Annotated in this window: 22 protein-coding genes; 5 read left to right on the top strand and 17 right to left on the bottom strand. The window is 72.2% G+C overall.

The annotated features are described in order from the left end of the window. Positions 1–112: 112 nt before the first annotated feature. Positions 113–2605 (top strand): polysaccharide lyase 8 family protein, encoded by a 2493-nt coding sequence (locus ACI2L3_RS31395; protein WP_404755783.1) that lies wholly within the window; start codon positions 113–115, stop codon positions 2603–2605. A 108-nt stretch (positions 2606–2713) separates the two neighbouring features. Then, the gene (locus tag ACI2L3_RS31390; protein ID WP_404755782.1) at positions 2714–4597 is read left to right on the top strand and encodes a DUF2264 domain-containing protein; all 1884 of its coding nucleotides are present in this window, start codon (positions 2714–2716) and stop codon (positions 4595–4597) included. Between the two features lie 15 nt (positions 4598–4612). On the opposite strand, the gene ACI2L3_RS31385 is transcribed toward ACI2L3_RS31390, so the two are convergent. The 5 genes from ACI2L3_RS31385 to ACI2L3_RS31365 form a co-directional block, all read right to left on the bottom strand. After that, a complete protein-coding gene (locus ACI2L3_RS31385) occupies positions 4613–5149 on the bottom strand; it encodes a GAF domain-containing protein (protein WP_404755781.1) in 537 nt (178 codons plus the stop codon). Continuing rightward, complete coding sequence (locus ACI2L3_RS31380) at positions 5146–5739, bottom strand: GTP-binding protein (protein WP_404755780.1); 594 nt, start codon at positions 5737–5739, stop codon at positions 5146–5148. Before ACI2L3_RS31380 ends, ACI2L3_RS31385 begins: the two co-directional genes overlap by 4 nt. After that, positions 5717–6088, bottom strand: coding sequence for a DUF742 domain-containing protein (locus ACI2L3_RS31375; protein ID WP_404755779.1), 372 nt, complete (start codon positions 6086–6088; stop codon positions 5717–5719). Before ACI2L3_RS31375 ends, ACI2L3_RS31380 begins: the two co-directional genes overlap by 23 nt. 2 nt (positions 6089–6090) lie before the next feature. Then, positions 6091–6525, bottom strand: a complete 435-nt coding sequence (locus ACI2L3_RS31370; protein WP_150174647.1) for a roadblock/LC7 domain-containing protein — start codon at positions 6523–6525, stop codon at positions 6091–6093. Between the two features lie 80 nt (positions 6526–6605). Further along, positions 6606–8549, bottom strand: a complete 1944-nt coding sequence (locus ACI2L3_RS31365; protein ID WP_404755778.1) for an ATP-binding protein — start codon at positions 8547–8549, stop codon at positions 6606–6608. 289 nt (positions 8550–8838) lie between these two features. Between ACI2L3_RS31365 and ACI2L3_RS31360 the strand changes: the two genes are divergently transcribed. After that, positions 8839–9357 carry a CGNR zinc finger domain-containing protein gene (locus tag ACI2L3_RS31360; protein WP_404755777.1) on the top strand — a complete coding sequence of 173 codons (519 nt, stop codon included), beginning with the start codon at positions 8839–8841 and terminating at the stop codon, positions 9355–9357. 6 nt (positions 9358–9363) lie between these two features. Here ACI2L3_RS31360 and ACI2L3_RS31355 read toward each other — a convergent pair whose 3' ends face one another. The 5 genes from ACI2L3_RS31355 to ACI2L3_RS31335 all read right to left on the bottom strand — a co-directional run bounded on the left by ACI2L3_RS31355 (position 9364) and on the right by ACI2L3_RS31335 (position 15395). Further along, on the bottom strand, positions 9364–10569 hold the full coding sequence (locus tag ACI2L3_RS31355; protein WP_404755776.1) for an MBL fold metallo-hydrolase: 1206 nt from the start codon (positions 10567–10569) through the stop codon (positions 9364–9366). Positions 10570–10694: 125 nt separating this feature from the next. Beyond that, positions 10695–11186, bottom strand: coding sequence for an SIMPL domain-containing protein (locus tag ACI2L3_RS31350; RefSeq protein ID WP_404755775.1), 492 nt, complete (start codon positions 11184–11186; stop codon positions 10695–10697). A gap of 95 nt (positions 11187–11281) precedes the next feature. Then, a complete protein-coding gene (locus ACI2L3_RS31345) occupies positions 11282–12028 on the bottom strand; it encodes a GAF and ANTAR domain-containing protein (RefSeq protein ID WP_404755774.1) in 747 nt (248 codons plus the stop codon). Between the two features lie 292 nt (positions 12029–12320). Further along, positions 12321–13154 (bottom strand): SGNH/GDSL hydrolase family protein, encoded by an 834-nt coding sequence (locus tag ACI2L3_RS31340; RefSeq protein WP_404755773.1) that lies wholly within the window; start codon positions 13152–13154, stop codon positions 12321–12323. Between the two features lie 150 nt (positions 13155–13304). Beyond that, positions 13305–15395: an alpha-galactosidase gene (locus ACI2L3_RS31335; protein WP_404755772.1), complete on the bottom strand. Its 2091-nt coding sequence runs from the start codon at positions 15393–15395 to the stop codon at positions 13305–13307. 152 nt (positions 15396–15547) lie between these two features. Between ACI2L3_RS31335 and ACI2L3_RS31330 the strand changes: the two genes are divergently transcribed. Both ACI2L3_RS31330 and ACI2L3_RS31325 read left to right on the top strand, forming a co-directional pair. After that, on the top strand, positions 15548–16390 hold the full coding sequence (locus ACI2L3_RS31330) for an ArsR/SmtB family transcription factor (RefSeq protein WP_404755771.1): 843 nt from the start codon (positions 15548–15550) through the stop codon (positions 16388–16390). A gap of 87 nt (positions 16391–16477) precedes the next feature. Further along, the gene (locus ACI2L3_RS31325; RefSeq protein WP_404755770.1) at positions 16478–17302 is read left to right on the top strand and encodes a tyrosine-protein phosphatase; all 825 of its coding nucleotides are present in this window, start codon (positions 16478–16480) and stop codon (positions 17300–17302) included. Positions 17303–17466: 164 nt separating this feature from the next. Here the strand turns inward: ACI2L3_RS31325 and ACI2L3_RS31320 are convergent, their stop codons facing one another. The 7 genes from ACI2L3_RS31320 to shc form a co-directional block, all read right to left on the bottom strand. Then, a complete protein-coding gene (locus ACI2L3_RS31320) occupies positions 17467–17580 on the bottom strand; it encodes a DUF6126 family protein (RefSeq protein WP_404755867.1) in 114 nt (37 codons plus the stop codon). Between the two features lie 59 nt (positions 17581–17639). Further along, positions 17640–18287 carry a helix-turn-helix domain-containing protein gene (locus ACI2L3_RS31315; RefSeq protein WP_404755769.1) on the bottom strand — a complete coding sequence of 216 codons (648 nt, stop codon included), beginning with the start codon at positions 18285–18287 and terminating at the stop codon, positions 17640–17642. An 84-nt stretch (positions 18288–18371) separates the two neighbouring features. Further along, complete coding sequence (locus tag ACI2L3_RS31310; protein ID WP_404755768.1) at positions 18372–19757, bottom strand: aspartate aminotransferase family protein; 1386 nt, start codon at positions 19755–19757, stop codon at positions 18372–18374. After that, on the bottom strand, positions 19754–21664 hold the full coding sequence (gene dxs / locus ACI2L3_RS31305; RefSeq protein WP_404755767.1) for a 1-deoxy-D-xylulose-5-phosphate synthase: 1911 nt from the start codon (positions 21662–21664) through the stop codon (positions 19754–19756). Before dxs ends, ACI2L3_RS31310 begins: the two co-directional genes overlap by 4 nt. An 85-nt stretch (positions 21665–21749) precedes the next feature. After that, complete coding sequence (gene hpnH / locus ACI2L3_RS31300; protein WP_404755766.1) at positions 21750–22772, bottom strand: adenosyl-hopene transferase HpnH; 1023 nt, start codon at positions 22770–22772, stop codon at positions 21750–21752. A 5-nt stretch (positions 22773–22777) separates the two neighbouring features. Then, the gene (locus ACI2L3_RS31295; protein WP_404755765.1) at positions 22778–23431 is read right to left on the bottom strand and encodes a 1-hydroxy-2-methyl-2-butenyl 4-diphosphate reductase; all 654 of its coding nucleotides are present in this window, start codon (positions 23429–23431) and stop codon (positions 22778–22780) included. After that, positions 23431–25473 carry a squalene--hopene cyclase gene (shc, locus tag ACI2L3_RS31290; protein ID WP_404755764.1) on the bottom strand — a complete coding sequence of 681 codons (2043 nt, stop codon included), beginning with the start codon at positions 25471–25473 and terminating at the stop codon, positions 23431–23433. The genes ACI2L3_RS31295 and shc overlap by 1 nt, the downstream gene beginning before the upstream one ends. Between the last annotated feature and the right edge of the window lie 157 nt (positions 25474–25630).

Genomic DNA, 25630 nt, shown 5'->3' with positions numbered 1-25630 from the left:
AGGGAAGAAAGAGCACAGAAACGCTCCCGGCCCCTTGCGCGTCATAGCAACCGCTTACATGCTGTCGCGGAATCGGCTCACCCGGAACGCCCCGACACCTCTGGGAGTTCGCATGCCCACGCCCGACTCCGGCTCCTCCTCCGCGCCCCGCCGCCGCACACTCCTGATCGCGGGCGCCGCGTCCGCCCTCGTACCGCCGGTCGCGGGCGGCACGGCATGGGCCGCACCGGCCGAGAAAGCAACCGAGGCCGCACCCGAAGCCGCGGACGCGCCCGAAGAGGCGTACGACACGCTGCTCGCCCGCGCCTCCGCGCAGCTCACCGGCGGCGACTTCGACGCCGCGGACCCGGACTTCACCGCGGCCCTGAAGACCCTGGACACCCAGGCGTCCGCCTTGTGGCGGCAGTTGGACCGGTCGGCGGGCAGGACCGCGCTGTGGCGCGACCTCTCCCCCGCGTCGGAACCGGGCAACTTCGGCCAGAGCTACACCCGCCTGCGCACCCTCGCCATCGCCCGGGCCACCCCCGGCACCTCCCTCAGCGGCAGCGCGGAGGCCCTCGACGCCCTGCTCGGCGCGCTGCGCTTCCTGCACTCCACCGGCTACCGCCCCGACCGCCCCGAGAGCGGCAACTGGTGGTTCTGGGAGATCGGCGCGCCCCGCGCGCTCATGGACACCTGCGTGCTGCTGCGGGCGCACCTTCCCGCCGACGACCTGGCCGCGTACACGGCGACGGTCAAGAAGTTCTGCCCCGACCCGGACCGCCGCACCAACTCCCCCTCGCTCGCCGAGACCGGTGCCAACCGCGCCGACAAGGCCGTCATCGTGGCCCTGCGCGGCCTGCTCACCCGGGACACCGCCACGGTGGCGCTGGCCCGCGACGGCCTCTCCGACGTCCGGGACAGCGGCCGCAACAGCCTTTTCCAGTACGTCACTTCGGGGGACGGCTTCTACGAGGACGGGTCGTTCGTGCAGCACGGATCCGTCGCGTACACGGGAACGTACGGCAGTGTCCTGCTCGGCGCCGCGGGCCAGCTGATCGCGCTCCTCGCGGACTCCCCGTGGGCGGTCACCGATCCGAAGACGTCCGTGCTGTACGAGGCGGTGGACCGGACGTTCGCACCGGTGGTGTTCGACGGGCTGATGATGGACGCGGTGCGCGGCCGGGCGATATCCAGGGAGAAGGCGCGGGACCACAACGACGGGGCGGCGACGCTCTCGCACATCCTGCAACTGGCGTCCGGCGCCCCGGCCCCGTACGCGCGGCGCTGGCGGGCCCTCGCCAAGGGCTGGATCCGCCGCAACAGGACCACGCCCTACCTCGGCCTCGTCGGCATCCCCGCGCTGGCCCGCGCCAAGGCCGTGCTCGACGACCCGTCGGTCCCGGCCGCGGACCGCCTCACCGGGCACTTCGTCTTCGCCGGCATGGACCGGGTGGTGCACCGGCGGCCAGGCTGGGCGCTCACCCTGTCGCTCTCCTCGAAGCGCGTCGCCGCGTACGAGGCGGGCAACGGCGAGAACCTGCACGGCTGGTACACCGGTGACGGCATGACCTATCTGTACGACGGCGACGACCTCGGCCAATTCGGCGACGCCTTCTGGGCGACCGTCGATCCGTACCGCCTGCCGGGCACGACCGTGGACACGCGGACCCGTGCCGACATCGGCTCCGGCGGCGGCACGAGCACGTACCGCCCGAAGAACGCCGTCGCGGGCGGCGCGGCCCTGGACTCCCGGCACGGCGCCGCCGCCATGGAACTGATCGCCGACGGCAGCAGCCTGCGGGCCCGCAAGGCGTGGTTCTTCCTCGACAACACCGTCGTCGCGCTCGGCGCGGATATCGGCGCGAGCGATGGGCGCACCGTCGAGACGATCGTCGAGAACCGCAATCTGCACGCCGGCGGGGCCGCGCGGCGGCTGACCGTCGACGGGCGCGGGCAGCCCGGACACGACGGCTGGTCCGCCCGGCTCGGTGACGCCCGGTGGGTCCACCTGGACGGCACCGGCGGGTACGTCTTCCCCGACTTTCCCGGGCGCTCCGCCGGGCGCGCCGCCGATTCGGGACTGCGTGCGCTGCGCGAGGAGCGCGTCGGCGCGTGGCGCGACATCAATACGGGCGCGGACACGGGTGGCAGTGCCTCACCGGTGCGGCGCCGCTATCTGACCCTCTGGCTCGACCACGGCGTGTCCCCCACCGAGGCCTCGTACGCCTATGTCCTGCTGCCCGGCGCGAGTGCGGCCGCGACGGCGGGGTGGGCCCGAACTCGGCCCGTGCGGATCGTCGCCAACGACGCGACTGTGCAGGCGGTCGAGGCGCGGCGGGACGGGTTGGTCGCGGCGCACTTCTGGGGTCCCGGTTGGGCCGGGGGCCTCACCTCGTCCGGGCCCTGCACGGTCCTCGTGCGGCGGGGGCGCGGGGGCGTCGTCTCGGTGGCCGTCGCCGATCCCGGCCGCGCGGGGGCGACAGTGAGCGTCGGGCTTCCCTTCGGCGTGCGGGAGGTGGTCCGTGCGGATGACACGGTGACGGTCGTGCCGGGGGCTCGGCCCGTCGTCACCGTGCGGGTGGGTGGCTCCCGGGGCCGTACGCATACGGCGGAGCTCGCCTGAGCGTGTGCCGTCGACCGCGGGCGCGTCGTGGCCGGTCGCGCAGTTCCCCGCGCCCCTGGACCGCACCGCTGTTCCGCCACCCGACAACTCTGAGGAGCCACGCGTCCCATGCCCGCACCGCACCTGTCCCTGCCGCCCACCGACCGTGTCCTGTCCCCGCTCACCGGCTGGACCCGGGCGCACTGGGAGGCGCTCGCCGACCGGCAGTTGGAGGCGCTCGTCCCGTACGCGACGCCGGGCTTCGCGCAGTACCGGCTGCCCGGGCGCACCAGCTGGTCGGGGGTCGTGTCGGACGGCCTCGAGGGGTACGCGCGGTCGTTCCTGCTCGCCTCCTTCAGGATCGCCGGAGCGGGCGGCGAGGTGGACCCTCGTCTTATAGAACGCTACGCGCGGGGTCTGACATCGGGCACGGACCGCGACAGCGGCGAGGCGTGGCCCGAACTCACCGACTGCTCGCAGCAGATGGTCGAGGCCGCGTCGATCGCGGTCGGACTGCACGAGACCCGCCCCTGGATCTGGGACAAGCTCGACACCCGGGTCCAGGAGCGCGTCGTCGACTGGTTCTCCGGGTTCGTCGGCGCAAAGACGTGGGACAACAACTGGCGGCTCTTCCAGGTGGTGTCGGAGCAGTTCCTCGCCTCGGTCGGCGCCCCGTACAGCCGGTCCGACATCGACGGCGGCCTGGACCGCATCGAGGACTGGTACCGCGGCGACGGCTGGTACAGCGACGGCGACGGCCGCAACTTCGACTACTACATCGGCTGGGCGCTGCACCTGTACCCGCTGCTGTGGGCGCGGATCGCGGGCCCCGGCGGCGACGGCGGGCGCGGCGAGGTCTACCGCGAGCGCCTCGGCCGGTTCCTCGCCACCTACCCGCACTTCTTCGGCGGCGACGGCGCCCCCGTCCACCAGGGCCGCTCCCTCACGTACCGTTTCGCGGCCGCCGCGCCCGTGTGGATGGGGGCCCTGGCCGACTGCACTCCGCTGGCGCCGGGGCTGACCCGGCGGCTCGCCTCCGGTACGGCGCGGCACTTCGTGGAGCGCGGCGTCCCCGACGAGCGGGGGCTGCTGCCGCTCGGCTGGTACGGGACGTTCCTGCCCGCCACCCAGCCCTACTCGGGGCCCGCGTCGCCGTACTGGGCGAGCAAGGGCTTCCTCGGCCTGCTGCTGCCCGCCGGCCACCCGGTGTGGACGGAGCGCGAAGTGCCGCTCCCCGTCGAGGAGTCCGACCAGTACACGGCGCTCCCGCAGCCCGGCTGGCTGCTGCACGGCACCCGGCACGACGGCATCGTCCGCCTGGTCAACCACGGCAGCGACCACAATCCCCCGGAGGGCCCGGCGCACGACGACCCGCACTACGCGAAGTTCGGCTACTCCACGGCGACCGCCCCGGAGACCGCCCCGCGCGCGTGGGAACGCGCCGTCGACGGCCACCTGGCACTCCTCGCCCCCGACGGCACGCCCACGCGCCGCCGCCGCATCCACCCGCTGCGCTGCGAGGGCCGCGTCGCCTCCTCCCGCCACGACGCCCAATGGCCGGACGGGAGCGGCGAGTTTCCCATCGAGACGACGAGCGCCCTGCACGGCCCGTGGGAGATCCGCGCGCACCGGGTGCGGGCGCCCGCCGGAGTCACCGTCCGCGAGGGCGGCCACGCGGTGGCGGACGGGACACGGCCGCACGCCGAGTGCGGCCCGGGCTGGGCGCTCATCCGTACGTCGACGGGTCTGACCAGCGCGGTCGTCGCCCTGTACGGCTGGGACGAGGAGGCGGGCATCGCCCGTGAGGTGGCGGCCAACGCGTACGGGCCGCACTCGGCGACACCCTTCCTCACCTCCGCGGCCCACTCGGGTGGCGACAGCGTCCACGTCACCCTGGTCGCCCTCTCGCGGGACACGGTCCATCCGCGGGCACTGCGGGAGTCCATCAGCTGCCACCTGGCCGGCGACCGTGTCCGTGTGCGGTTCCCGGACGGAACCGAGCTCGATCTCTGACCGGGTCCGCCCCGGTCAGATCCCGCTCTCCTCCCGCCGGTGGATCTGCCCAACCAGCTCCGCGGCCATGCTCTTGATCGTGTCGAGCCCCGCCCTGCCCCAGCGGCGCGGCTCGACGTCCACCACGCAGACGGTGCCGAGTGCCATCCCCGTACGGTCGATCAGCGGTGCGCCCAGGTAGGAGTGGATCCCTATCTCCTCCACGACGGGGTTCCCCGCGAACCGCGGGAAGTCGCGGACGTCCTCCAGGACGAGGGCCTTGCGGCGCACCACGACGTGCGGGCAGTACCCGCGATCGCGCGCCATGTAGCGGCACGCCGCGCGGCCCGGGCGCTCCGGAGCGTGCAGGCCCGCGAAGAACTGCTGCTCCTCGTCGATGAAGTTGACCATCGAGTAGGGCGCTCCGGTCAGCTCGGCGAGCCGGTCCGCGAAGACGTCGAAGGCCGGTTCGGGGCGCTGCCCGATGCCGAGCCCGCGCAGCCGCCGAGCCCGCGCCGGAGCCTGCGTGTCCACCGGGGTGAGCAGCAGCCGCCCTGTCGGGTCGTGCGTCACGTGTGGGCTCCGTGGCTGGCCGCCGGGGCGTGGTTGAGGAGGTGTTTGACGAGGATGAGGAGGGTCTGGATGCCGGAGCTCGAGATGCGTGCGTCACAGCGCACGACCGGCACTTGGGGGTCGAGGTCGATCGCGGACCGCACCTCCTCGGGCTCGTAGCGATGGGCGCCGTCGAACTCGTTGATCGCCACGATGAACCCCATGCCGCGCTGCTCGAAGAAGTCCACCGCGGCGAAGCAGTCCTCCAGGCGCCGGGTGTCGGCGAGGACGACCGCGCCGAGGGCTCCCTCGGAGAGTTCGTCCCACATGAACCAGAACCGCTCCTGGCCGGGCGTGCCGAACAGGTACAGCACGTGCTTCGGATCGAGGGTGATCCGTCCGAAGTCCATGGCGACGGTCGTCGTGGTCTTGTTCTCCACGCCGGACAGGTCGTCGGTGGCCTCGCTGACCGTCGTGAGCAGTTCCTCCGTGCTCAGCGGCGCGATCTCGCTGACCGCGCCCACGAAGGTCGTCTTGCCGACCCCGAAGCCACCCGCGACCAAGATCTTCAGTGCGGTGGGGAAGGGGTCAGAGCTGTCGTCGTAATCCATCGAGCACTGCCTCCAACAGGGACCGGTCGGTGGGGTTGTGGTACATGTCCGGGGCCTTCTGGGTGAGGGCCCCGCAGCCGAGGAGATCCGAGAGGATCACTTTGGCCACGACCGCGGGCAGTCTCAGCTGCGCCGCGATCTCGGCGACGGAGGTGGGCGCCCGGCACAGGCCGAGTGCCGTGGAGTGCTCGGGGCCGAGGTAGCCGAGCGGGGTGGCGCCGGTCGCCATCACCTGGGAGAGCAGGTCGAGTTGGCTGGTCGGTCTGGTCCGTCCGTTGCTGACGGTATAGGGACGGACGAGCCGTCCCGCGGCGTCGTCGAGCCAGGGCCCGTCGTGCGGGGCCGCCATCCTCAGTGCCTCATCGGCGCGGGTTCGCCGGCGGGCTGCCGGGGGGCGGTGATGAGGTACGGCCGCACGCTCTTGACGAGCATCGCCATCTCGTAACCGAGGACGGCCGCGTCCGCGTCGCGCCCGGCGAGCACCGCCAGACAGGTGCCCGAACCCGCGGTGGAGACGAAGAGCAGCGTGGAGTCCAGTTCCACGACGACCTGGCGGACGTCCCCGCCGTCGCCGAAGCGGATGCCCGCGCTGCGGCCGAGCGAGTAGAGCCCCGAGGCGAGGGCCGCCATGTGGTCGGCGCTGTCCGGGTCGAGGCCGTGCACCGACTTCACGAGTCCGTCGGAGGAGAGCAGGACGGCGCTGTGGGTGTGCGGCACGCGCTGCACGAGGCCGCTCATCAGCCAGTCGAGATCGGATACATGGCCGGTCGGCGCATCGCTCGCCATGGTGGATCGACTCCTTGAGGTACGACGTACGTAGGTCTGCGGGGGCAGAGGTGGTGGGCCGTGACCGGCCCGGGTGCTGGTCAGGCGCCGTGTCCCGGCCCGTGACCCGGCCCGTCGTGCGGGATGTCGGCCGGGCGCTCCCGCGAGGTGGGGTCACGCGCGTCCTGTGCCTGGGCGAGGCCGATGCCGCGCTGGAACGCGGCCATGAGGCCGGGGTCGTGGCCGACGACCTGGTCGGTGTCGGGCCGTGGCGCCGGTGCGTCCCGCAGCTGGGGAGCGATGTGTTCCTGGGCGCGCCGCTTGGGGAGCCGGGGCCTCTCGACGCGGCCGCGCACGGCGCCGTTGCGGGGCGTCGGCGGCGCGGCGGCGTGCTCGGTGATGGCCTGCCGGTCCTCGGGCCGGATGCCGGGCGTGGCGTCGGCGGGCGTCGGCCGGTCCTGGCGTGCGCCCCGCACGGGGAGGGGGGCGGGGCGGGTGCCGTTCGCGGCGCGCGGCCGGAGCGGGGTGGGGACGGGTTCCGGGGCGGGCGTGGGGCGGGGGCCCGCCTGCGGAGCGGTGCTCGGCCACGGCGAGGTGTCGTCGCACGCGTCACCTGGTCCTCGTCCGTCACCCGCCGCTTCACCTTGCACATCAGCACGTACGTCAGCACGTGCGTCGACACGTGCGCCGTCGCGTACGTCATCTCGTACATCGTCGGGTGCGCCGTTTACCGCGCCGTCAGGCACGCCGCCCCGTACGCCGTCCCGTACGTCCCCTGCGGCGCCCCGTGCCGCCGCCTCGGCGGCCGGGCGGCGCCGGGTGACGGGCTCCGTCTGCTGCTCGGCACCCAGCAGCTCCTGCGGCAGGATCAGTACGGCCTGGACACCGCCGTAGATGTTGGTCTGCAGCCGCACCGCGACGCCGTGCCTGCGGGCGAGCGCGGAGACCACGAAGAGCCCGATGCGGCCGTCCTGCAGCAGGCTCGCGACGTTGACCTGGTCGGGGTCGGCGAGCAGCCGGTTCATCCTGCTCTGTTCGGCGACGGGCATGCCGAGGCCCCGGTCCTCGACCTCCACGGCGAGCCCGGCGGTCACGAGGTTGGCCCGCAGCAGGACCTGGGTGTGCGGGGCGGAGAACACCGTGGCGTTCTCGACGAGTTCGGCGAGCAGGTGGATGACGTCGGCGACGGCGTGCCCGCGCAGGGTGCCGTCGATCGGCGGCACCAGTTTGACGCGTGAGTACTGCTCGACCTCGGCGATGGCCGAGCGCATCACCTCGGTCATGGAGACCGGGTTGCTCCACTGGCGGCGCGAGACGGCGCCGCCGAGCACGGCGAGGTTCTCCGCGTGCCTGCGGATGCGGGTCGCGAGGTGGTCGACGTGGAAGAGGCCCTTGAGCAGTTCGGGGTCCTCGACCTCGTTCTCCAGCTCGTCGAGCAGCGAGATCTCGCGGTGCACGAGGGACTGCAGGCGCCGGGCGAGATTGACGAAGACCTCGACCTTCTGTTCGCTGCCCGCGTGGCTGGAGAGCTGGGCGGCCTGCACGACGGCGCCGACGGCGACCTCGTGGGCGCGGTTCAGCTCGTCGGCGAGCTGGTCGAACTCGTCGCCGCCGGGGCGGGCCTTCGCCGGTGCTCCGGGGGCGGGCGGCTGGTCTCCGCGGCGCAACTGCTCGACGACGCCGCGCAGTTCGGTCTGGCCGCGCGCGGTGGCGCGGCGCAGCGCGCCGACGCGGTCCCGCACGGACTTGGCGGCGCGCTCGGCGGCGACGGCCGCGATGGCGATGCCCGCGAGACCGACCAGCGCGGCGGTGGTGAGGACGGCGAGCAGGGCCGGTCCGGGACGGGCGCCGGTCGAGCGGAGCGTGAAGAGCACGGCGGCGCAGGCGCTCAGACCCACGGCGACGGCCGGCAGCACGGCGATCCGCAGGAGCTGCGGGCGTATGTGCGTCTCGGGCAGTGCTGCGGCGGTCCGGCTGCCGGGTCTGCCGTGCCGGCCGCCCTCACGGCGGTCTGCGCGGGCGGCCGGTGCGCGTAGGTGAGACATCTTTCGTCCTCGGTACGTTGCGACGAGGGTCCGGCGGTCGGCCCGACTCCTCTTTGCGGCGTGGTTGCGGCATCGCCGTGCCGGCCGGCAGGTCGCGACGTCAGCCCTGCGTCGTGATCCCTGCGTCGCCCGACGGCCACTCACGGTAGTCGGCAACGCATCAAGTGCGGTGGGCAGTTGACAAAGTCAGCGGTGCAGCGTCCCGCTCTGGTATGACGCCTCGTACGAGGGTCCGATTTTCGTCGCACACGGGCGCGATGTGACGGGCCGCCCTGCTGTAATGACCCGTATGCACCTCAACCCTTACGGCGAGGACGCCGTGAACCTGGCCGCCGACCTCGCCAACTCCCGCCCGGCCGGGGCCGGAGAGCTCGCGGACCGTTGCCGCGCCGCCGGTCTGACACTGGAACGCCCGGTCGACGCGGCCGACTTGGCGCGTACACGGGAGGCCCTGGACGCCTGGGAGAGGGTCGTCGACGCGGCCGACGAGAGCGAACGCGCCGAACTGGTCAACGCCATGCTGGCGCGGGCCGCCGCCCATCCGCGGCTGACCGACCACGCGGGCAGCAGCTGGCACCTGCACTACCGGGAGGCCGGGCAGCCGCTCGGCGCCCTGCTGTTCTCACTGATCTCCGTCGGTACCGCGCTGCATCTGGCGGGCCGGGGCATGCACCGGCTGCGGCGGTGCGCCGTGACCGAGTGCACCACGATCCTCGCCGACACCTCGCGCACCGGGCGGCAGCGCTACTGCGGCCGGCGCTGCGCCAACCGTGACGCGGTCCGCAGGCATCGCGCGCGGGCCGCGTGATCCCCGCTATCCGACGGACGTCGTCTCGTGCTGCCCGCTGTCCGGCTCGGGGCCTGCGATCGCGCGGACGACCATGGTCGACGCGCCCGGCCAGCCGCCGTCCGGCTCGACCGCGACGCCTCGCCACCACAGCGTGCCGGGCAGCGAGGACCCGCCGGGCTCGAAGGGCTCGCCGGGGCAGGGCAGCGCGACCGCGGCGTCCGCGCGGCGCGCCGCGGCGACCGTGCCCTCGCCCGGTTCCGACCAGGGGTGCGGGGCGAGGTTGAACGTCCCCCAGTGGATCGGCAGCAGCACGCCGCGCGGCTCACCGCCCTGGAGGTCGAGGTGCGCCCGCACGCCTTCCTCGGGCGTCATGTGGATGTCGGGCCAGAATTCGCTGTAGGCGCCGATCTGGATCATCGTGACGTCGAAGGGGCCGTGCGCGGCCCCGATGTCCCGGAAGCCCTGGAAGTAGCCGGTGTCGCCGCTGTGGTAGACGCGGTGCTCCGGTCCCGCCACCGCCCACGACGCCCACAGCGTGTGCTGCGGGTTGCGCAGGCCCCGGCCGCAGAAGTGCCGTGCGGGGGTGGCCGTGAGGGTCAGCCCGGCCACCTTCGCCGTCTCGTGCCAATCCAGCTCGCGGAGCCGGTCCGCCGGCACGCCCCACCGCTCCAGGTGGGCGCCGACGCCGAGCGGCACCGCGAACACCGTGTCCGTACCGGCCAGCGCCTTGATCGTGGGCATGTCCAGGTGGTCGTAGTGGTCGTGCGAGATCACCACGACGTCGACCGGGCCGAGCGCCTCCAGCGGCACGGGCACCGGGTGCAGCCGCTTGGGCCCCGCGAAGGAGTACGGCGAACACCGCTCGCCCCACACCGGGTCGAAGAGCACCCGCCGCCCGTCGATCTCGACGAGGACGCTGGAATGCCCCATCCAGGTGACCCGCAGGCCGGTGACCGGTGGCTTGGCGAGGTCGGCGAGGGTCGTGGCGTGCACCGGGACCGTGCCGGACGGGCCGCGCCGGACGCGCTGCTCCTTGTGGAAGTAGACCTTGGCGAACTCCAGGGTCGAACCGGACGGCCGGGTCCGCGCCCCCACGGGGTTCTGGAAGGACCCCTCGGCCACGGAGAAGTTCGGCGATCTGCGGATCCGGGCCAGCCGGGCACCCGCGGGATCCGCTCCGAAGGCAGCGGACCGCAGCGAGCGCAGCCCGGGGATCAGGGACCGGGACACGGGACCTCCTGAGGGGGGTGGATAGGCCTCCCCATTATGTCCACCGGCTCCGGGAGATTCCTGCGCGGGCGGGCGCGCGAGGGCGACGGACGGGCCAGCGACCGCGAGGGGCGGGCCCGCCCCGGTCACCTGAGCTCGTACACCGCCGTCGCCGACACCTCGTCCCGGATCCGCCCGGGCGCGACCGGCACGTCCTCCTTCGCGAACGCGGCCACCGGCACCGGCAGCGGGCCGGGCCGCCCGCCGGCGCTCTCGTCCACCGAGACCGGCCGGCCCAGCCGGTGGCCGGTCAGCTCGGCGGACCGCGCGGCCTTCTTCCCCGTCTCCCGGTACGCCGCCTCGCGGGCCCGTGCCCGCAGCGCATCGGGGTCGGCGATGCCGAAGGCCACCGCGTGGACGCGGCTCGCGTCACCGGGGGCGTCCACGACCGCCCGCACCACGGCACCCGTCTTCTCGATGTCCCGGATCGTGAGGGAGAACATCTGCGAGACCCGATGGCCGATCAGCCCGGTCTCCTCACCCCTGGTCTCGTACCGGTACGGCTCGCCCCCCCCTGATTCCGCGCGCGCGGCGGACAGCAGGGCCTCGGCCGCGGCGCTGCGGGCGGCGAACACCACGGCGACAGCACCGGCGCGCGCGTCCGCGCCCGCGTCACTCCCGCACGTTCACTTCACCGGTCCAGCTCCGGTTCCGACAGCCGCGTCCGGTCAGGTCAGGGCCGGGGCCGCAGCCTGCCTTCCTCGGGCGGCCGGCCGCCGAGACTGGTGATGAGTTCCCTGCACAGGTCGCGGAGTTTGATGTTGCGGTTCTGCGAGGCGCCGCGCAGGATGCCGAACGCCCTCTCGGCGTCACAGCGCTGCTGGCCCATGATGACGCCGATCGCCTGGTCGATGACGCTGCGCGAACGCATCGCCGTCTCGAGTTCGTCGGCGAACTTCTGGGCGTCCGCGATGCGCTGCGCCAGGGCGATCGCCCCGGTGGCCTGGCCGGCCACCACGCGCAGCCCGCCGAGGTCCTCGTCGGTGAAGCCGTCCGGTTTGGGCGCGTAGAGGTTGAGCGCGCCGGTGGTGTGGGTGTGGGCGGCGATGGGCAGCGAGACCGAGGAGCGGGTGCCGCACGCGACGGCGTGGGCGGGGTAGGGGCCCCACCGCCGCTCGCCCAGCATGTCCGCCACCATGACCTCTTCGCCGGTGCGCAGGGCTTGGAGGCAGGGCCCGTCGTCGATTCCGTACTGCTTCTCGTCCAGGTCATTGGCCGCACGGCCCGCGCTGGCCACCGTCAGGTGCCGGCCCGCACGGCTGATGGTGATGCCGCAGCTGTCCGCCGCGACGGTGCGGCCCAGCGCGTGGGCGGCCAGCGAGGCGAGGAACTCCTCCAGGGAGTCGGTCTCCAGGAGGAGGTCGGTCACATGCAGGTCGGCGCGGTCCTCGCGGTCGGCGCGGTCGGCGTCGTACGTCATCGGGAGCCCCCTCGGGCAGGCGCCGGGCCCGCCATCGGCGTGGGTGGGAGAGCGGCGCCGGGGGCCACGGGGCCCATGCCGAAGGGGAAGTCTCCCGGCGTCAGCAGCCGCCTCGTCTCTCCACCGAGGCGGAAGGACGACTGCGTCTCCACCATCGCACGGCAGCCCGCGGCGACCGGCCGCTTCGACGAACGCGCCGGTCCCGCACGGCCGCACGGCCGAAAACAGCGAAGGCGCCCCGTGAAGGGCGCCTTCGGCATGCGCAGAGTCGCTCGCCGAGCGACTCACCGGCTCAGGACGCGGCCTCGATCTGCAACTTGAGGGTGTCGAGGTTGCGGAAACCCTTCGCCTCCACGTGGTCCCCGGAGCTCTCGCCCCGGATGCGCCGCCCGATCCACGGCACCAGGTACTCGCGCGCCCAGTGGATGTCGTCGCGCCGCACTTCGAGCGTGCCGCGCGGCGGCATCGGGGGCCACGCCTGGTCGGGGTCCGCGGGCACGTCGAGGCCCAGGACCTGACCGGCGCGCAGCGCCACGCGCGTGTGGCCCTCGGCGGAGAGGTGCAGCCGGTCGCCGTCCCAGGCCCGGCGGTCCTGCACGGTCTTGAGGGACCACAGGTCGAGCACGGGGCAGCCGTACCGGTCGGCGATGGCACGGACGTGCATGTTGTACGTGGCGATCTTGCCCCGCAGGTGCTTGAGCAACGCGACGCCACGGGTGTCGAAGCCGGTGGTGACCATGACCGTGCCGACCGCCGACGTGAGGTCGGCAACGGCCCGCTCGAACCGTTCGGCGACCTCGTCGGGGTCGGTGCCCGGCCGGATGATGTCGTTGCCCCCGGCGCAGAACGTCACCAGGTCGGGAGCGAGCTCCTTGGCCCGCGGCACCTGGTCCTCGACGATCTGGTCGAGGAGCTTGCCGCGGACGGCGAGGTTGGCATACCGGAAGGTGTGCTCGGGTACCCGGTCGTCCAGCAGGACCGCGAGGCGGTCGGCCCAGCCGACGAAGGTGCCGTCGGGGCCCGGGTCGCCCACGCCTTCGGTGAAGCTGTCGCCGACCGCTGCGTAGGAGTTGAATACGCGCTTGTTGTTGGGGTGGTGGATGAAGGTTGTCGACTCTGCGCTCACGACGTCACATCCTTCACCTCTCTAAGTGACCTACGCCACCGTAGGGAGGGGTTGACGGGGCGTGAGATAAGCCACCGGTCAAGATTCGTCCAAGTCGGAATAAGTGCAGGTTCCATCTTTTGTTGCACGTCACCCGTCTTTCGTCGCGCGTCACACCCGGCGCAGCCGGAACACCGCCGCGTCGAGGTCGCCCTTGAGCCCGGTCCTCAGCCCGCGGTTCAGCAGCACGGCACCCCGGTACCTCTCCCCCGTGTCCGGACAGAAATAGGCCGCCCCGGAGTCGAGCCCGCGCAGTCGCAGCGGCGCCGGCTCCTCCCCGTACGCCTGCGCCCGCAGCCAGGCCAGGACGACGGACTCGTCTCCGCGTACGTACTGCACGGCGCTCAGCCCGTCCCCCGGCGGACGCAGTCGGTAGAGGTCGCCGAGCTGCACCACGGGCCTGATCTCCTTGTAGAGCTCCACCCAGTCGCGCGCCTCGGCGAGCTCGCCCTCGGTCCACCGGGTGAGGTCGCCGCCGACGCCGAGCACGCCCGCCATGGCGCTCACGAAGCGGAAGCAGAGCGAGCTGGTCCGCCCGTTCAGCTGTGTGTTGGGGCTGTCGGTGACCCAGGCGGCCATCACGCGGGCGGGGTGCAGCTGGCTGAAGCCGTGCTGGATGGCCAGCCGGTCCAGCGGGTCGGTGTTGTCGGAGGTCCACACCTGGTCGGTGCGGGAGAGGATGCCGAGGTCGATCCGTCCGCCGCCGCCCGAGCAGGACTCGAAGGCCACGGTGGGATGCGCCGCGCGGAGCCGGTCAAGGAGGTCGTACAGGGCGTGCGTGTGACCCGCCCAGAGACTCTGGGGATAGGGCGCGCCGGGTCGGCCGACGTCGGTGAAGGAGCGGTTGAAGTCCCATTTCACGTAGTCGATGGGGGCGCTGGAGAGGAGTTCGTCGAGCCGTCGCCACAGGTACGCGCGTACGTCGTCCCGCGTGAGGTCGAGGACGAGCTGGTTGCGGAACTCCGTGCGCGTACGGCCGCGTTGGTGCTGCACCCAGTCGGGGTGCGCGCGGTAGAGGTCGCTGTCGGGGTTGACCATCTCCGGTTCCACCCAGATGCCGAACCGCATCCCGAGTCCGTGCACCTCGCGGGCGAGGGGGGCGAGGCCGCCGGGGAAGCGGTCCGGGTTGGGAGTCCAGTCGCCGAGACCCGCCCGGTCGCTGACCCGCTCGCCGAACCACGCGTCGTCGACGACGAAGAGCTCCACACCGAGCGCCGCGGCCCGCCGGGCGAGCGTCCGCTGCTGCCCCTCCGAGATGTCGAAACCGGTGGCTTCCCAGGAGTTGTAGAGGACGGGGCGGGGTGCGCCGGCGTCCGGGATCACGTGTGCGCGCTGGTAGGCGTGCCAGGCACGGCTGGCGCCGCCGAAGCCGCGGTCGGTCCACAGGCCCGCGAAGACGGGCGTCACGACGGCCGTGCCCGGCGCGAGGAGCTGCTGTCCGGAGTCGTCGTGGCCGCTGCCGCCGGTGATCTGCACGGTGCCGTCCGGCAGTTGGTGCACGGAGATGCGCCACGACCCGGACCAGGCGAGCGCGCAGCTGTAGACCTCGCCGCTCTCCTCGGTGGCGTCACCCGCGTCGAGCGCGACCCAGGGCAGGTGGTGGTGGCCGGTGTGGCCGCGCCGGCTGCCGATGACCTTTTCGCCGTACGTCAGGTCGGCGCGCGTCAGCCGCGACTCGGCCGCCCACCGGCCGTGCAGCTGCGAGAGGCGCCAGCGGTCCCGCCGGGGCAGCGTCCAGGTCGCCGCGTCCTCACGCAGCAGCTCGAGGTCGGGCGTACCGAACCGCCCTTGATGCACGAGGACGGCCTGCCGCTCGACGACGTCCCCGCGCAGCCGGTACATGAGCGTGATCCGCAACTGGTGCACGGAGTCGAGGAAGTGCAGCTGGAGCTCGTCGTCATGGGCCGCCGAGTTCTCGTACCGCCACTCGGTGCCGCGCACTCCGGCGCCGCGTACCGAGAGGGCGGGCGGCACGAAGCGCGGTCCGCCCTCCACCGGGTACTCCTCGCGCCCGTCGAGCCGCGACTCGAAGGGCCGCTCGGCCGGCAGCGGCTCGGCGGCCAGCGCCTCCGCGTCGGCCGGCGCGATCCGCGGGCCCCAGTACAGATGCAGCAGTTCGTCGTGTTCGGTCAGCCGCAGGGCGTAGCTGCTCCTGGGTCCGGAGAGCAGCCACGTACGGCCATCGGCGCCGGTCTCGATCATCAGGCCCCCGCCCGATCCATGGATTCCCACTGGGCACGCGCTCGTCCGCACATCCTGCCACCCCGCTCCCGCCTCTCCGGTTGACATGCAGCCAATGGGCTGCCAATCATGAAGATGCAGCCGTTCGGCTGCATGATTGGGGGTGACGGAGGGTGGACTCGGCGTTCAGGGCGCTGGCCGACCCAGTGCGGCGGCAGCTGCTCGACCGGCTGCGGGACCGCAACGGCCAGACCTTGCGCGAGCTGTGCGCGGGCCTGGACATGGCCCGCCAGTCGGTCAGCAAGCATCTGGCCGTACTGGAGGACGCGCAGCTGGTGACCACGGTGCGGCAGGGGCGGGAGAAGCTGCACTACCTCAACGCCGCACCGATCAACGCCATCGCCGAGCGATGGATCAGCCGGTTCGACCGCGGCCGGGTCAACGCCCTCGCGGACCTGAAGAGAGCATTGGAGCAGCCACCCATGAACAACACGGAGAACACAGACAGCACGGACAGCACGGACAGCACGGACAGCACGGACAGCACGGACAGCAAGACGTTCGTCTACACGACGTACATCCGCACCACCCCGGAGCGGCTCTGGCAGGCGCTGACCGACCCCGCCTTCACCCACCGGTACTGGGGTGTCAGCTTCGGCACCGACTGGGCGCCGGGCTCCCCGATGACGTGGACCGAGACGGGGGCCACGACCGAGGACCCCGAGCAGGTCGTCCTGGTCCACGAACCGCACCGCCGGCTGGCGTACACCTGGCACACCTTCAGCCCGCAGTGGGCGCAGGCGAACGGCATCGACGAGGAGCTGCGCGCGCGGCTGGCGAGCGAGCGCCGTTCGCGGGTCACCTTCGACCTCGAACCCCACGGCGACCAGGTCAAGCTCACCGTCACGCACGAGTTCGACGCCGCCGGCACCCTGCACTCCATGTGCAGCCAGGGCTGGCCGGCCATCCTCTCCAGCCTCAAGACCCTCCTGGAGACCGGCGAACCCCTCGACTGAAGGGGTGATTGCCCCAGGAACGCATGTCGTATCGTCGAAGGGCCCCTACCGGCGAGCCGCGCCGGCCGATGAGCCCGAGGAGAGCCCGTGACGCAGCAGGTCCCGCCGACAGATCTGTCAGAGGTGGCAGAGCTGTCAGAGCCCCAGCTTGCCGGAGTGCGCAACTTCCGTGACGTGGGCGGGCTGCCGACGGTGGACGGCCGCCGCGTCCGCCCGGGCCGCCTCTTCCGCAGCGGTCACCTCGCACACGCCACCCCGGCGGACGCCGAGTTCCTCGCCTCGCTGGGCCTGCACACGGTCTTCGACTTCCGCAACGCCGCCGACCAGCGCCTCGAAGGCCCGGACATCGAGCTGCCCGGCGTGCGCAACGTGAACCTGCCGCTGACCGACCCGGCCGACGGCGCGGAGTTCTGGAAGATGGTGCGCGACGGCGACCTCGACCAGCTGCGCTCGATCCTCTCCGGCGGCAGGGCCGCGGAACGGATGGCGACGGCGTACCGCACGATCATCAAGGAGCGCACCGCCGAGCACAGCAAGGTGCTGCACGCGCTCGCCGAGGACAGCGTGCCCGCGCTGATGCACTGCGCGGCGGGCAAGGACCGCGCGGGCCTGTCCATAGCCGTCACGCTTCTCGCCGTCGGCGTCGAGCGCGACGCCATCGAGGCGGACTACCTCGAGTCGAACGTGAAGCACCGCCGCTACAAGGTGCACCGCTCCGACAGCTCCGCCGACGCCATGTCCCCCGAGGTCATGGAGCTCCTCGACCCGCTCTTCGACGCCCGCGCCGAGTACCTGGCGGCGGCCTACGAGACGATCGAGCAGACCTGGGGAGACGTGGACACCTACCTCTCCGTGGGCCTCGAGCTGAGCGCCGAGACCCGCGAGCGCCTCCGCGAGCGCCTGCTCGACTGAGCTAGGGCGTGTCTTTCGGATCAGCCCGGGCCCGCGACGCCTGGCACGGCGCCTCGCGGCGTTGTCGCATCACCCACGGACACCCAGTCCGCGGGCGATGCTCCGCCTTGCGATCCACCGCACCAGACGCCGCGGGCTGACCGGACCGGTCCAAAAGACACGCCCTAGCTCTTCGCGCCCAGCTCGAACAGCAGATACAGGAAGGCCGCGAAGACGTGGCCCACCGCCACATAGATGATCAGGCGGATCCAGAGCGCCCGGGGGAACTTCTCCTCCATGCGCATCACCTTGCGGGCGGGCTGCTCCTGGGCGGCAGGCCCCTGCTGTTCCGGTTCCGTCATGTCGGTTCTCCCTGAGTGGGGCCGCCGAGGCACAGCGCGGTGGCGGGGCTCTGCAGCAACGTGTGGACGAAGAGGAGATCGGCGCCGCCCTGGTCGGCGGCGGCGATCCGGTGCGGGGTCAGCGAGTCGAAGTGCGCGCTGTCCCCCGGAGCGAGGGTGTGCGCGGTGTCGCCGAGGCGCAGCCGCAGCCGCCCCTTCAGGACGTACAGCCACTCCTCGCCGGGGTGCACGCGCACGATGTCGCCCTGCGTGCCGTGCGGTACGTGCACGCGCAGGGCCTGCATGCCGCGGCCCGAGGCGCCCGCCTGCCAGTAGGTCCAGCCGCCGGCCCGGGTCGGTTCCATGTCGGCTGCGCGGACGACCGCGTCCCGGTCGGCGGCCGTCTCGCCGAGGAGCTCCGAGACGGTCGTACCGTAGACACGTGCGAGCGTGAGCAGCATCGGCAGTGACGGCTGGCGCTGCCCGGTCTCCAGGCGCGACAGATGGGCCGGTGAGAGCCCGGCGGTGCGGGCGGCCGCCTCCAGCGTGAGGGAGGCGCGGCGGCGCAGTTCGCGCAGCTGGGGCGCGACGGCGGGCAGCGCTTCGGCGGGCGCCACGGGCTCGGGCCGGGGCTCGGGCTCGCGGGTGGGCTCGGCAGGGCTCATGTCACCGATTGAGCCAGACCCTTGCCTCTCGGGCAACTTTCTTGCCCCAGAGGCAAAACCCGGAGCCCGCGTAGGCGGCGGGGCTCAGCGGTTCGCGACCGCCTGCTTCACCAGTGTCCTCCCGAAGTCCCACATCAGCCCGCCACCACTGTGCGCCTCGTCCATCACGGCGGTGAAGGCCGTCACGAACCGGTCCACCTCCCGCTCCCCCACGGTCAGCGGCGGAATCAGCTTGATGACCTCCATGTGGTCCCCGGAGACCTGGGTGAGGATGCGGTGCTTCTGCAGCAGCGGTACGACGACCATCTGCGCGAACAGCCCCTTGCGGGCGGCCTGCAGCATCGTCCAACGCCCGCGCAGCTTCAGCGACTTGGGCCGCCCGAACTCGATGCCGACCATCAGTCCGCGGCCGCGCACCTCGCTCAGCAGCTCGTAGCGGTCGACGAGGGCGGCGAGCCGGGACCTGAACAGCTCCCCGGTCACCCGGGCGTTCTCGACGACCTTCTCGTCCTCCATCACCGACAGGACGGCGAGGCCGGCCGCCATGGCCTGCGCGTTCGACCCGAAGCTCGCCGAGTGCACGAGGACCCGGTCCATCGACGAGTAGACCTTCTTGAAGATCCAGTCCTTGCCGAGCGTCGCGCCGACCGGCACATAGCCGCCCGACAGCGCCTTGGCGACACAGACCAGGTCGGGTTCGACGCCGTCCTCGTGCTGGTACGCGTAGAACTCACCGGTCCTGCCGAGTCCCGTCTGCACCTCGTCGGCGATCAGCAGCGCCTTGTGGCGGTGCAGCAACTCCTGGGCGGCGCGCAGATATCCGGGCGGGCTCTCGTGCACGCCCTTGCCCTGGACGGGCTCGACGATCAGTCCGGCGACGTCGCCCTTCGCCAGTTCCCGGCGCAGCGCGTCCAGGTCGCCGAGCGGCACCGCCGTGTCGGGCAGCAGCGGCGCGAAGCCGTCCCGGAACCCGTCCTCGCCGTTGACGGAGAGGGAGCCGGTGGTCAGACCGTGGAAGGCGTGCGTGCAGTAGAGCACCCGCGGCTTCCCGGTCGCGTACCGGGCGAACTTCAGCGCCGTCTCGACGGCCTCCGTGCCGCTGTTGCCGAAGAACACCCGGTCCAGGTGCGGGCTGTGGGAGAGCAGCCGCTCGGCGAGCAGGCCGGGCAGCGGCTGGCAGTCGAAGCGGGTGAGGTCGGCGAGGGAGGCGTCGAGGACGTCGTGCAGCGCCTTGCGTACGACGGGGTGGTGCCGGCCGAGGCCCATCACACCGAAGCCGGCGAGCATGTCGAGGTAGTCGTTGCCCTCGGCGTCCCAGAAGTAGGCGCCCTCGGCCCGCTCGTAGACCTTGTCGAAGCCGATGGTGTGCAGCATGCGGGGCAGTTGGTGGTTGAGGTGCCGGGCGTGCAGTTCGTACCGCTCCGCGCCCCGCTCGGCGAGGAGTCTGCCGAGGTCGAACTCCTTGGTCATACGCTGTGCTCCTTGCCGGGACCGTACTTGTGCGCGCTCTCCTTGGCCGCCAGCGTGGCGCTGATCCGGCCCGCGATCTCGACCGGGGTGAGGCCGAGATCGGCGAGGACCTCGCCCCGCTTGGCGTGCGCGAGGAACTGCTCGGGAATGCCGAACCGCCTTACGGGGACGTCCACTTCGGCGTCGCCGAGGGCGAGCGCGACCGCGGCGCCGACCCCGGCGGAGCGGCTGTTGTCCTCGACGACGGCGACGAGGCGGTGCCCCGCCGCGAGCCCGGGCAGCTCCGGGTCGACCGGCTTGACCCAGCGCGGGTCGACGACGGTGCAGCGCAGCCCGCGCGCCCGGAGGAGTCCGGCGGCCTGCAGACAGACCGGCGCCATCACCCCGACCGCGACCAGCAGCACGTCCGGCTCTGGCTCCTGGAGCAGGACGTCCATGCCGCCGACCCGGTCGACGGCGGGGATCGCCGGCCCCACCGACTCCTTGGGGAAGCGGATCAGGGTCGGCGCGTCGTCCACGACGACCGCTTCCCGCAGCTGGGCTCTGAGCTGGTCGGCGTCGCGCGGCGCGGCGATCCGCAGCCCCGGCACGACCTGGAGGATCGACATGTCCCACATGCCGTTGTGGGAGGCGCCGTCGACGCCCGTGACGCCCGCGCGGTCCAGTACGAAGGTGACGCCGCACCGGTGCAGCGCCACGTCCATCAGGAGCTGGTCGAAGGCGCGGTTGAGGAAGGTGGCGTACACCGCGACGACCGGGTGCAGGCCGCCCGTGGCGAGTCCGGCGGCCGACACCGCGGCGTGCTGCTCGGCGATGCCGACGTCCCACACCCGGTCGGGGTAGGCCTCCGCGAACCCGGTCAGGCCGACCGGCCCCAGCATCGCCGCGGTGATGGCGACGACGTCGTCGCGCTCGGCACCGATGCGGACGATCTCGTCCCCGAACACGGAGGTCCAGGAAGGGCCGTTGGAGGGCGCGAGCGGCTCGCAGGTGAGGGGGTCCATGACGCCGACGGTGTGGAAGCGGTCCGCCTCGTCGGCGAGCGCGGGCTCGTAGCCGCGGCCCTTCTCGGTCAGGCAGTGGACGATCACGGGGCCGTGGAAGCGTTTCGCACGTCGCAGCGCCGACTCGACGGCGCCGACGTCGTGCCCGTCGATCGGCCCGACGTACTTGAGCCCCAGGTCCTCGAACATCCCCTGGGGCGCGAAGGCGTCCTTGAAGCCCTTCTTGGCGCCGTGCAGCGACTCGTACAGCGGCTGTCCGACGACGGGGGTGCGCTGGAGTATGTCCTTCCCCCAGGCGAGGACTCTCTCGTAGCTGTCCGTGGTGCGGAGCGTGGCGAGGTGGTTGGCGAGGCCGCCGATGGTGGGGGCGTACGAGCGTTCGTTGTCGTTCACGACGATGATCAGCGGCCGGTTCTTCGCGGCCGCGATGTTGTTCAGCGCCTCCCAGGCCATGCCCCCGGTGAGCGCCCCGTCCCCGATGACGGCGACGACGTGTCCGCGCTCGCCGAGGACCTGCCGCGCCTTGGCGAGACCGTCCGCCCAGCCGAGCGCGGTCGAGGCGTGACTGTTCTCCACGATGTCGTGCTCGGACTCCTCGCGCGAGGGGTAGCCGGAGAGGCCGCCCTTGCCGCGCAGCTTGGAGAAGTCCTGCCGCCCGGTGAGCAGCTTGTGTACGTAGCTCTGGTGGCCGGTGTCCCACACGAGCCGGTCGACCGGCGACTCGAAGACCCGGTGGAGGGCGATGGAGAGCTCCACCACCCCCAGGTTGGGCCCGAGGTGGCCCCCTGTCCTGGCGACCGCGTGCACCAGGAACTCCCGGATCTCCCCCGCCAGTTCGTCGAGCTCGGCCCCGGAGAGCTTCTTCAGGTCCCGCGGCCCCCGAATGGTGTCGAGAATGGTCATGCTCGAGCCCCCTCTCTGGTCTGTCTCAGCTCACGGCGACGGAGGGCACCCCTGCCGGAGTGCCCTCGTCGGCCCGTTCATGACGTCACCCGCGGTTCCCCGAGACCGTCTCGCGGGCGGCGCGGATGGATTCCTTGAGGGAGCCCATGGTGGCGAGGACGGCGGTCGGTTCGTAGCCGCAGTGCGCCATGCAGTTGGCGCAGCGCGGGTCCTTGCCGCGGCCGTACTTCTCCCAGTCGGTCTCCTCGATGAGCTCGCGGTACGTGGGGACGTAGCCGTCGCTCATCAGGTAGCAGGGGCGCTGCCAGCCGAAGAGCGAGTAGTTCGGGATCGCCCACGCGGTGCACGGGAAGTCGGCCTTGCCCTCCAGGAAGTCCAGGAAGAGCGGCGTGTGGTTGAGCCGCCAGCGAAGCCGGTTGCCGCCCGCGAACGCCTTCTTGAAGAGCTCGCGGGTCTGCTCGACGCCCAGGAAGTGCTCCTGGTCGGGTGCCTTCTCGTAGGCGTAGGCGGGCGACAGCATCATCTCGTCGACCTTCAGGTCGTCGTTGAGGAAGTTCAGGACCTCGATGATGGTCTGCGGCGTGTCCGTGTTGAAGAAGGTCGAATTGGTGGTGACCCGGAAACCGCGCTTCTTGGCTTCCTTGATGGCCGCCACCGCCTCGTCGAAGACACCTTCCTTCGCGACGGACTCGTCGTGCCGCTCCCGCATGCCGTCGATGTGCACGGCGAACGCGAAGTACGGTGACGGGGTGAACTTCTCGATCTTCTTGCGCAACAGCATGGCGTTGGTGCAGAGGAAGACATACTTCTTCTTCGCCACCAACTGCCGGACGATCTCGTCCATCTGAGGGTGCATCAGCGGTTCGCCGCCGGCGATGGAGACCATCGGCGCGCCGGACTCCAGAACGGCACCGACGGCCTGCGCCACCGGCATGCGCTGCTTGAGGACCCCGGCCGGGTGCTGGATCTTGCCGCATCCCTCGCACTTCAGGTTGCAGGCGAAGAGCGGTTCCAATTCGACGATCAGCGGAAACTTGTCGCGCTTGCGCAGCTTCTGTTCAAAGAGATACGTAGCTACCTTGATGGACTGACGAAGCGGCATGGCCATCTGGCTCACCTCCGGGGGAGCAGCGAAGAACGGTGCCATTCAAAGAATGCGGGGAGCACGGCACGAAGAACGCGGAAAGCTGATATTCCACCGCGCACCGTGCCGATGCGGACGAGTTCGTGCTGTGGGGCATCCACGACCACCCGGACGGCCGCAACGGGCCGCTGTCCGGCGCGTACGGCGCTGTGCAGCGTGGCGGCGGACTCCATGTCCACGGCGATCGCGCCGGTGGCCAGGAGGGCGCCGCGCTCGGGTCCGCGGACGATGCGGTCGGAGCCGGTGAGCGGTCCGGTGTGCACGGTGCGGCCGGGCACGGCCCGCACCAGCTCCTCGACCAGCAGCCCGGTTCCCGTACAAGAAGTGCTGCCGCGCGCGTCCCTGGTCTCCGCGGCGACGACGAGGTCGCCGGGGTGCATGCCGGGGGCGAGTCCGGCGCAGAAGCCGGTGGCCAGAACGGCCGCGTCGCGCAGGGTTTCCTTTCCGAGCGCTCCGGTGACGGCGCGCTCGGCGTTCTTGGGGCCCATGCCGGTGCGCAGCACGGACATGGTTCCGGGCGCGCCGCTGCGGTCGCCGGTGCGCAGGGCGAGACGTTCGATGCCGAGCGCGCAGGCGATCAGCAGCGGCGCGGGTCCCGGCCGCGGGGCCGGGGTCCCGTCCATCAGCTGCCCTTGCCGGCGTGGGCGCCGGAGCCGCCGGCGAAGGGCTCTCCGTTGATGTACCTGCCGAGGGCGGTGAGCGGGAACACCTGCCGGTACAGGTGGTAGTTGATGGAGAAGTCCCAGGGGAAGCCGGTGCCCGTGAAGTACGGCTCGTCCCAGGAGCCGTCCTCGCGCTGCGTCGCGGCGAGCCAGGCGATGCCCCGCTCCACGGACTTGGCCTCGCCATCGCCGGCCGAGAGCAGCGCGAGGAGCGCCCACGCGGTCTGCGACGCGGTCGACGTGCCGCGCCCGGCCCAGCCGCGGTCGCGGTAGGAGCGCAGGTCCTCGCCCCAGCCGCCGTCGTCGTTCTGCACCGACTCCAGCCACCGGACGGCCCGGCGGATCGCGGGGTGCGAGGCGGGCAGTCCCGCGGTGATCAGCGCGGGCACCACCGACCCCGTGCCGTAGAGGTAGTTGACGCCCCAGCGCCCGAACCAGCCGCCCTCGGGCTCCTGTTCGGCGAGGAGCCACTCGATGCCGCGCCGGGTGCGCGGGTCGTGCGTCCTGCCCTCGACGGCGAGCATCTCCACCACGTGCGCGGTGACGTCGGCGGACGGCGGGTCGATGACCTCGCCGAAGTCGCAGAACGGCAGCCGGTTGGGGAAGGGGCTGGTGTTGTCGACGTCGAAGGCGCCCCAGGCGCCGTTCTTCGACTGCATGCCGAGGTTCCAGCGCACCCCGCGCTCGATGGCGTTCTCCAGGCGCGCCCGGTCCGGGTGCGCGACCCGGCGCAGCGCGAGGGCGACCTCCGCGGTGTCGTCCATGTCGGGGTAGTTGTCGTTGTGGAACTCGAACGCCCAGCCGCCCGGGGCCAGTTCGGGCCTGCGCACCGACCAGTCCCCCGGCCGCACGATCTGCTCGCTGATCATCCAGTCGGCGGCCTTCACCAACTGCGGGTGGTCCGCGGGCAGTCCGGCGTCCGCGAGCGCGATGGTCGCCAGACAGGTGTCCCACACGGGCGACTGGCAGGCCTCGATCATCCGCGCGCCGTCCTCGCGCCACACGGCGAACCGGTCCAGCGAGGCGAGCCCGGCCTTCAGGACGGGGTGCTCCAGGTCGTAGCCGACCAGGTGCAGCGCGATGACGGAGTAGACGGCGGGCGGCTGGATCCCGCCCCAGCAGCCGTCGTTCTCCTGGCGTTCGATGATCCAGCGGGCCGCGCTGTTCATCGCGGCCTTGCGCAGCTTGCGCGGCGCCACCTTGTGGTAGACGTGCAGCGCCTTGTCGAGCCGCTGGAAGACGCCCTCCCAGCTGGCCGCGGGCGCGAGCGGCCTGGCGGGGTTGGGGTCGCGCGCGTCGGTGTGCAGCTCGTCCAGGGCGAAGGGCGCGGGCCGCACGGGCCGCTTGGCGGACACGATGGTGAGCGGCACTATGGTCTGCCGGGCCCAGCAGCCGAAGTCGTAGATGTTGAGCGGGACCCACTTGGGGAAGTAGATGAGCTCCGGCGGGAGTTCGGGCAGGTCGTCCCAGCTCCACCAGCCGAACAGGGCGAGCCAGATCCGGGTGAAGACCCGGGCCCGGGCGATGCCGCCCTGCTCGCGGATCCAGCCGGCGGCCTTCGCCATGTGCGGCTCGTCGGGCCGGTCGCCGGCCAGGCGGAGCGCGACGTACGCCTCGATGGTGGTGGAAAGTTCGCCGGGCCCGCCGAAGAAGGTGGCCCAGGTGCCGTCGTCGCGCTGCTCGCCGCGGATGAAGAGCGCGGCGGCGCGCGTGGTGTCCTCGTCGCGGATGCCCAGGAACTGCCGCAGGAGGAGGTCCTCGGCGTCCATGGTCACATTGGTCTCGAGGTTGCCCTTCCACCAGCCCTCGGCGTCCTGGCGGGAGAGCAGGAAGTCGGTGGAGCGCTGTATGGCGCGGGCGGCGGCCTCACGGGTGCTTGGCGGCGCGGCGACCGTGTCGATCTGATCGACGGAAGTGCTGGTATGGGCGGGTTCGGTGGGCTGGCTGGCCGAGGCTGCGCGGGGCGTGGCCGCTCCGGTGCTTCCGTCGGTCGTCGCTGTCATGGCTTCCCCTTCGTGCAGTGCGGTGGCTACGTCTGCTGTGGGTCCGCCGTCGGGGGGGGCGGGGGGGGGGGGCGCCGCGCGGGGGGGGGGGCCCCGGGCCCCCCCCCCCCCCCCCCCCAAACCCCCCGACCCGGAGAACAGAAAACAACTCACCCAC

The sequence above is a fragment of the Streptomyces sp. NPDC029674 genome (genome assembly GCF_044903205.1).
In the GTDB taxonomy this organism is placed as follows: Bacteria; Actinomycetota; Actinomycetes; order Streptomycetales; family Streptomycetaceae; genus Streptomyces.
Note: the sequence above shows the minus strand (reverse complement) of the source record. Positions and strands in the feature narration are given on the sequence as shown.

Excerpts from the sequence above, each read along its gene's own strand:
- ACI2L3_RS31395 (WP_404755783.1), top strand. The coding sequence starts at position 113 with ATGCCCACGCCCGACTCCGGCTCCTCCTCCGCGCCCCGCCGCCGCACA.
- ACI2L3_RS31390 (WP_404755782.1), top strand. The coding sequence starts at position 2,714 with ATGCCCGCACCGCACCTGTCCCTGCCGCCCACCGACCGTGTCCTGTCC.
- ACI2L3_RS31380 (WP_404755780.1), bottom strand. The coding sequence starts at position 5,739 with ATGGATTACGACGACAGCTCTGACCCCTTCCCCACCGCACTGAAGATC.
- ACI2L3_RS31375 (WP_404755779.1), bottom strand. The coding sequence starts at position 6,088 with ATGGCGGCCCCGCACGACGGGCCCTGGCTCGACGACGCCGCGGGACGG.
- ACI2L3_RS31370 (WP_150174647.1), bottom strand. The coding sequence starts at position 6,525 with ATGGCGAGCGATGCGCCGACCGGCCATGTATCCGATCTCGACTGGCTG.
- ACI2L3_RS31365 (WP_404755778.1), bottom strand. The coding sequence starts at position 8,549 with ATGTCTCACCTACGCGCACCGGCCGCCCGCGCAGACCGCCGTGAGGGC.
- ACI2L3_RS31360 (WP_404755777.1), top strand. The coding sequence starts at position 8,839 with ATGCACCTCAACCCTTACGGCGAGGACGCCGTGAACCTGGCCGCCGAC.
- ACI2L3_RS31345 (WP_404755774.1), bottom strand. The coding sequence starts at position 12,028 with ATGACGTACGACGCCGACCGCGCCGACCGCGAGGACCGCGCCGACCTG.
- ACI2L3_RS31335 (WP_404755772.1), bottom strand. The coding sequence starts at position 15,395 with ATGATCGAGACCGGCGCCGATGGCCGTACGTGGCTGCTCTCCGGACCC.
- ACI2L3_RS31320 (WP_404755867.1), bottom strand. The coding sequence starts at position 17,580 with ATGGAGGAGAAGTTCCCCCGGGCGCTCTGGATCCGCCTGATCATCTAT.
- ACI2L3_RS31315 (WP_404755769.1), bottom strand. The coding sequence starts at position 18,287 with ATGAGCCCTGCCGAGCCCACCCGCGAGCCCGAGCCCCGGCCCGAGCCC.
- ACI2L3_RS31310 (WP_404755768.1), bottom strand. The coding sequence starts at position 19,757 with ATGACCAAGGAGTTCGACCTCGGCAGACTCCTCGCCGAGCGGGGCGCG.
- dxs (WP_404755767.1), bottom strand. The coding sequence starts at position 21,664 with ATGACCATTCTCGACACCATTCGGGGGCCGCGGGACCTGAAGAAGCTC.
- hpnH (WP_404755766.1), bottom strand. The coding sequence starts at position 22,772 with ATGGCCATGCCGCTTCGTCAGTCCATCAAGGTAGCTACGTATCTCTTT.
- ACI2L3_RS31295 (WP_404755765.1), bottom strand. The coding sequence starts at position 23,431 with ATGGACGGGACCCCGGCCCCGCGGCCGGGACCCGCGCCGCTGCTGATC.
- shc (WP_404755764.1), bottom strand. The coding sequence starts at position 25,473 with ATGACAGCGACGACCGACGGAAGCACCGGAGCGGCCACGCCCCGCGCA.